The sequence below is a fragment of the Candidatus Hydrogenedentota bacterium genome (assembly GCA_035416745.1).
GTDB lineage: Bacteria > Hydrogenedentota > Hydrogenedentia > Hydrogenedentales > SLHB01 > UBA2224.
Genome location: DAOLNV010000083.1, coordinates 1 through 6,908 on the forward strand (window position 1 = coordinate 1; position 6,908 = coordinate 6,908).

Below are 6,908 nucleotides of genomic sequence, written 5' to 3' on the forward strand. Positions count from 1 at the left end.
CGCCCTACTCCGCCGCGAGTTCGGCGAGCTGCTGGAAAAGCGTGGATACGATAGTCGGCTCGGAGTCTACGGCAACCTTGCTTGTTCCCAGCCAGGTTTCGTATCCGCCCAACGCGTGTTGCGCGGGCGTCGGCAGGTACCCGAAACCGCCATTGGCTTGCGAGATGGTAAAGGTGACCGGAAGCGGGCTCTCAGCCTTGATGCGCAGTCCCGTTTCCGCAAATGTCTCGAACGGGATCCCGGCAATGCCCAGGTCGCCGATACGCAATGCCTGGACCCAGATATCCACGGTGTCCGGACATTCCCTGAGGTTCAACGTGCGCTGTGCGTAAGAACGCTTGACGATGCCCACCTCGGCTTCGGGCTTGCCGAGAATGTCATTGGCCCACTGCACCTGGGCCTCATCGGGTTTGCGCAGGCCCAGCGTCAGCTTGGTCAGCCGGCCGCCGAGTTTCACCTGGTCCTTGAATTCGATGGTCTGATATGCCCGGAAAACCTCCGCCGCGACGATATTGGCGACCCGGTACATCTGGTCGTAGGGCTCGCGCTTTGGACGCGGCTGACTGTGATTGATGTTGTTGACGTCTCCGCTCGTGCCGTTGGACAAGATGCCCACGAAGGGCGGTTCAAGCCGGTCTGCGCCGAGCAAGTCCTGGATACGGTCAGTAAAGACGCCGTAGTAGTCCGCGGAAATGTGCCCGCCGGGCACGCCGCCCACGTAGTGCAGCGAGTAGTTCGCCAGAAGCGCGATCGGCCGCCCTTCCACGGACCGTACCGCCAGAAACACGATCCCGGGGTCGGTTGGTCCGGCCGGCTTCACCAAAGATGCGTGCCCCCCCGGCGGATTCATGCGTACCTGGTCCTGCGCGCCATACGGGCTAACCATCAGAGCAGGATCGCTCATGTACCATCGTCGGTTGAAGACCTGGTCCGGTTCTTCACCTTTCCCCCAGCCGACCTGGGCCGGTTCGAGATTGTTGATGGCGCACTGAACGCCGTCGACGATACGGTCCGCCAAGAACCGCTGATACTGAGTAAGCTCCCCGTAAACCCCGGGACATTTCGATACTCTTGCGGGCGGCCCCGAATGCGTATGGGTAGACGCCATGAACAAGTGTTCGGGGGGAATTCCAGTGATTTCCTGAAGCCGTTTCTTCGCCTCGTCAAATACGTTCTGATCAATGCCCAGGTTGTCGCAGATCACGATGGCCAGACGCCGTTCGCCGTTGTCGAGCACCAGACAGCGCACGTGCAGGTCATCATGAATGTGGGTGGCTTTCGGGACTTCAAAGTTACCCACGATGTCGCACCCCAGCGGCGGCGTGATATTTGCCTTGGCTGCGCCCGCCCGCAACACCGGCGCTTCCGTTTCCGCCGCATTGCCTGCCATCGCGAACAGACACGCCGCTGCCAACAGACCAAGTCCGAATTGCATAACAGAATTGAGCTTCAACGAGTTCATGGGCTGCCTCCTTGAATTGTGTTATGGCCGCATTGTAGCAGAACCACTCGCACAGGGCATGGCGCAACGGCGGCGGTGCCGGCCCGGGTTCGCCGCGAGCCATGGTATACTGGCTTCGATTCACGGATACACCAGGCTTTGCGCCGGGAGGATCATCGCCATGGAGCCCGCAAGGAAAGAACAGTTTCTCACACTTTGGAACAAGTACTTCCCGGGAGCGGACCTGCCTATAACGTTCTTCTACACGAACCAGCCCCGGGGAGCGGAACCGCCCGACGAACACCAGTGTTTTCTTGCCCAATTGGCCGATGTCCGAAGAGGACGTACGCTCTTCTTCAGCGTGGATTCGGTCGTGTGCTCGGGGGGAAAGAGGTATCTGGGCTTTTCTCAGGCGCTCATGCCCAAGTTCGAATACTTCCTTTCATGCGGCATCCCCGGCAAGATGGAAGGTGAGCGGTACAAGAAATCCCCGGAACTGGTGAAAGAATTGTTGGAGAAGGCGCCCACGTTCGTTGCCCCAGCGCCCTACGCCGTCTTCAAGCGCTGGGATTGCCTCGGACCCGACGATCAGCCGGAGGCAGTCATATTCTTCGCACGGCCGGATGTACTTTCCGGACTGTTTACGCTCGCGGGTTTCGAGGAGTCCGATCCCGAAGCCGTGGTGGCTCCGTTTTGCGCGGGTTGCGGGTCAATTGTTTGTTATCCGTATCTGGAAGGGCGTCGTGAGCAGCCTCGGGCCGTGTTGGGATTGTTCGATGTCTCCGCGCGGCCTTGGGTGCCCGCGGAAACATTGACCTTCGCCATTCCGATGCGCAAGTTCGAACGCATGGTTGACGACATGGACCAGAGTTTCCTGATAACCGGTTCGTGGGAGCGGGTGAAGGCCCGCCTGTAGAGGAAATCCGGGGAGTCTTCGGGGACACGATAGAATGGCACTGACTTAAGCGACAACTGGGGGCCGGTTTTCCAACCGGCCCCCGCTCGGCATGCCCACGCATCATTGCTCTTCTCTAGTTCTCGAGACCTTCGGCCGCACGGGTGGCGTGGTCACGAAACCACGCCACAGCGGGAGCGCCACAGCCGGAGGGAGCGTGCGCGCGTTTCTTACCACAGGTGTCTTGGGCATTCACACTGACAATTGAGTATTGTGTCCCCAGAATTGCTTAGACCCGGATAAACGTTCCCTTGCGGTAGAGGTAGAGCAGGATCAGCCAAACAATCAGGAACCCGGTGAACGCGATGACGAAGGGACCAGCCTGTCCCAGTTTCGCGGCCAGCCCGCCGACGAGGTCTTCGCTGATGTGGCGGAAATCGATGAGATGTGTCGCGACGTACACGGCGATGGCGTTCATGCCAATTACAATGAATGGGAACGCCCATTTCCGGTATTTCTTCACGTCGATGACCCAGTAAAAGCCCGCGAGCAAGAGGTAGCTCAATCCGCCGGCCCACAGGACCATCGAGCTTGTCCAGATGTGCTTGATAATGGGGAACCATATCCCCCATATCCACCCCGCTGCAAGACATCCAACGCCGGCCGCCAGGAGGGTGAGGGCTTTGTTGTTGGGCGTCCGGTCTGAGCGCAGCACGTGTCCTCCCAGAGCGCCGAGCAGGACGCTTGCGGCGAACCCCAAGCTGCTGAGCACCCAGGTGTAGGTCGTGCCGTCGCGGAACCGGCCCAGGACCGCCTCGTCAACGTACATGGCCAGATTGGCAGCTGGTTCCAGCACGCCTGCGCCGTGCCCGGGAATGGGGACAAACGCCATCAGCAGCCAGTATGCCACCAGCAGGGCGCCGGTGGCGAGCATCTGCCCCCTGACGGACACGGTCAGCATCAGGATGGTGGCAACGAGATATCCCGACGCGATGGATTGCAGCGTATTCGAGTATACGTGCAACTTGGACAGGTCGAATTCCAGGAGGTTGCCCTGAACCATCATGCCCAGCACCCAGAGAAGAAGGATTCTGCGCGCAAGCCGAATATACAGTGCTTTCTTGTCTTTCTTGTCTCGGCCTGTTCCCGTCCACTTCGAGAGTGAAAAGGGCAGGGACGCGCCGCTTACGAACAAGAACAGCGGCATGATGAGGTCCCACCCCACAAACCCTTTCCACGCGACATGGTCGAACTGGCGGGCGAGCCAGTCCGGCACGGGATTGACGAATATTGCCACAAACGAGAGAAACAGGGCATCGCCCCCAATAATCCAGAACATGTCGAACCCTCTAAGCGCGTCTATCGAGGCAAGGCGTTCGCTCCGAGCCGCGGGTACGCCGGGCTCGGAATTCTTCGACTGTTCTCTTGTGGCGGCGACGCTCATGGGAATCTCCTGATGCTCGATGTTAACTGTGCATGCACGATGTCACAATCCCCAAACACGTAGATGCATTCAAACGCCCGGTCAGATGGATGGCCTTGCCGCATCCCCCTGCAGAGTTCTGCACGTCCGCGTTCTACGCAAATGGCAGCCAGTATCCACAAGTCTGTGGAAGAACTTCAACTTTCCGAAGCCGGGCCCCAAGGAGACGCCGTGTCCATCCCCCCGCCATCCTGGCAACGATCGCTTCTTCGAATCACGCGAGCCCATTCAGTTTAGGGGTTCTTCGGATTCGTTCCGGGCGGCAGCCCGATAGGCCCGGGAATCTTGAGACACCAGGCACTGAAGGCGGGCATGTGGAAACCGGCTTCGCCTTCCGGCGAGAAGAAAAGGCCGCTGCCGGACGTGACCGTCTTTTGGTCGCAGTAGAGGTATTCCACGGGCAGTTCGAATCCCGAGTAGGGCGCCGCGGCGAAGGGGTCCAGCGTCACGCGGACCTCCCGGTCGGTTTCCGTCGTGTTCACCATCACCAGGGCATGGCCGCTGCGCCCGTCGAAGGTGGCCAGCGCCTCGATACCTGAGTTCGTGTCGTCAAGAATGACCGTGCTCGCGGGGCTTCCTGCAATGTGGCGATTCACGAAATCGTGTACTCGCGCCAGCGGCCGCACATTCACGGCATCGGCAGGCAAGGCGCTGCTCTGAACGCCAGCTTGCACGGCGAACGTGTCATCCGGGCCAAACATGCCGCAATCGTAGGCGCGAACGTTGTACAGCACCCCGCTGAAAGCTCTGCTCTGGCCCAGATAGACGAGGGCAAGGGCATTCCAGACTCCAGCGACAGGCGCCGCGAGCCTCAGGTCAGGCGGCTCCCATGCATGGAAGTTCATCTGGTACGACGAGACCATCACCGGAAGCTCTCTGCCGAGAATCTCACGAGAAAGCGCGCGGCTTGCCTCAACCTGTTTACGAAGCTCTTTCGTGCGTTCGAACAGTTGCGGAAAGGGGTAATCCGCCCTGCCCGATACGAAGAGGTTCCACGCGATGAAATCGAGTTCTCCACATTCGCGGAGGAGCGCTTCGATGATCACGCTGTCGGGCCAGCAGTCTACGGGGCCGCCCACCAAAAGATCTGGATTGACGGCCTTCACATTTCGGACGAGCCGGCTGTAGTGCCGCGCAAAGGACTGGGGATTCTCCCGCCAGTACTTTTGTCCGGGCCATTCGTCGCAGCACATCCAATATTTGACGAAGAGAGGTCCGGGCCTGCCATAGCGCTCGGCAATCTGCGTCAGCGCTTCGCTCGACCGGTTGAACTGGTCCTCCGCGGGCTCACTCTTGCCGTCCCATCCCTGAATCCACCACTGGGGCAAGAAGGCAAGCTCCTCGACCTGCCACACTTCCTTGGATTTCCGGAGGAACTCGTCTATAGGACCGAAGTTCCACCACAACCCGTTTTCATCGGGCTCGCGCCGGGCGGTTTCGAGCAATACGAGAAGGTTCTCAGCGAAGAATCTACGCATCGTGTCGTCCCAGGCAGGGAGAGCCGGGCAGTGACGGGCCGCGAGGTGGCAGTTGGCGCTCGCAAGGTAACGGCTTACGCGAGGACCCTGTGCGTCCGCCTTGACAGTCACATGAACGGGCGGAACGGCTTCGGCAGGCTCCTCCAGTGGGGGGGCTGCATCCTGAACGGCTTCTTCGCCCGGTCCCACAACGCTTCGGTAGATACCGGAAGGCTGGAACAAAGCGTCAGGCGTGAACAGGAGGCAGTCGATGGCATATTCGCCGAGGTTGGGGGTCAATGGGCATGCGGCGGCGACAGTCAATGGCCCCTCTTCCGGCGCAACCGGACCCAGGGAATGCCACGCCCAATGCGGCGTTTGCGTATTGTGCCAGGCAAAATCTCCGTTGTGCTTTGCAATCCCTACGTTCACACCGGTGCACCGGACCCAGAGGATGCAGCCGGGATGCTCCGATGGAATCTCCAGTCGCGTAACCTCCACCTGCCGCCGGTCTCCAATACCGGCCGGATCGATGGTCACGCGCAGCCCGGCACTCGAGAATATGCTGTCCGAGACGACAAGAGCCGGGTCCGTCATCATCCCGTCCTCGGCCTCCACGCATATTGCGTCCGAGGGAACCTGGGCCATAACCGAACCTTGCAGCGCTACAACCGCCAATGAGATTCCAAGAGCAGCCCGGAGAAGGTGTGTCTGCGTCACTTCATCGTTCCTTTCCGCTTTCGATTCCCTGCCATACGTCGCCGGAGCCGCCTGTCGGAGGAACACGGCGTTCCTGCTGAGGACTCGGGCGCCGTGAACGGGCTTGCAATCGTGTTTGCCAATCCAGAGAATCATGTGTCGTCTTCAATACACATGGACGCCTCATTATGGCAAACCTGCCCGTTGGGAGGGAAAACGCATGCCTGGTCACATTAACCGCCGGAAATTCCTCGGGGCCGCCGTGACGCCGGCTGTATTTCAGGTCGTTCCCAGATACGTCCTGGGACAGGGCTACGTGGCCCCCAACGACAAGATTACACTCGCCTACATCGGTCTCGGCACACAGGGACTGCGAGAATTGGAGGCTTTGCTTTCGAGGCCCGAAATCCAGGTCGTCAGCGTGTGTGACCCCAACACGGACAGCAACGACTATGTGGATTGGAGTAAAGACGGTCTGCGGAACGATATAGGGCGCCTCCTGGGGAATCCAAACTGGCGGGCTGAAGTTGGCGGTATTCCTGGAGGAAGGGAAGTGGGACGGGAGGTCATACAGACGTATTACGCCTCGAAGAGCGGCGACAGCACGTTCAAGGGGATATCGGCGTACGCTGACTTCCGCGAGCTGCTCGATAAGGAAAACGAGCTTGACGCAGTCAAGATCATGACGCCCGATCACCTGCATGCGGCCATCTCAATCGCCGCCATGAACCGGGGCAAACATGTACTCATGCACAAACCCATTGCCAATCGCATGCGGGAGTCCAGACTGGTCCTTGACACCGCGCAGCGTACGAAGTTGGCCACACATCTGCTGGCATGGTCCGCGAACGATTCCATAGACACTGTTAAGGCGTGGATCCGGGACGGCGCAATCGGCACGTTGCGGCAGGTCCACAACTGGTCGAACCGTCC

5 protein-coding genes are annotated in these 6,908 nt (G+C 59.9%); 2 read left to right on the forward strand and 3 right to left on the reverse strand.

Annotation, left to right across the window (positions count from 1 at the left end; all coding sequences use genetic code 11):
• Positions 1 to 4: 4 nt before the first annotated feature.
• Positions 5 to 1,462, reverse strand: a complete 1,458-nt coding sequence (locus PLJ71_18745; GenBank protein ID HQM50731.1) for a neutral/alkaline non-lysosomal ceramidase N-terminal domain-containing protein — start codon at positions 1,460 to 1,462, stop codon at positions 5 to 7.
• A gap of 160 nt (positions 1,463 to 1,622) precedes the next feature.
• On the opposite strand from PLJ71_18745, the gene PLJ71_18750 reads away from it, so the two are divergent.
• The gene (locus tag PLJ71_18750; protein ID HQM50732.1) at positions 1,623 to 2,357 is read left to right on the forward strand and encodes a DUF169 domain-containing protein; all 735 of its coding nucleotides are present in this window, start codon (positions 1,623 to 1,625) and stop codon (positions 2,355 to 2,357) included.
• A gap of 268 nt (positions 2,358 to 2,625) precedes the next feature.
• Here PLJ71_18750 and PLJ71_18755 read toward each other — a convergent pair whose 3' ends face one another.
• Both PLJ71_18755 and PLJ71_18760 read right to left on the reverse strand, forming a co-directional pair.
• Entirely contained in the window at positions 2,626 to 3,780 is a 1,155-nt protein-coding gene (locus PLJ71_18755) for a DUF5009 domain-containing protein (GenBank protein ID HQM50733.1), read from the reverse strand.
• 272 nt (positions 3,781 to 4,052) lie between these two features.
• A complete protein-coding gene (locus PLJ71_18760) occupies positions 4,053 to 5,996 on the reverse strand; it encodes a hypothetical protein (protein HQM50734.1) in 1,944 nt (647 codons plus the stop codon).
• 199 nt (positions 5,997 to 6,195) lie between these two features.
• Between PLJ71_18760 and PLJ71_18765 the strand changes: the two genes are divergently transcribed.
• On the forward strand, positions 6,196 to 6,908 hold a 713-nt coding region (locus tag PLJ71_18765; GenBank protein HQM50735.1), incomplete at its 3' end, for a Gfo/Idh/MocA family oxidoreductase.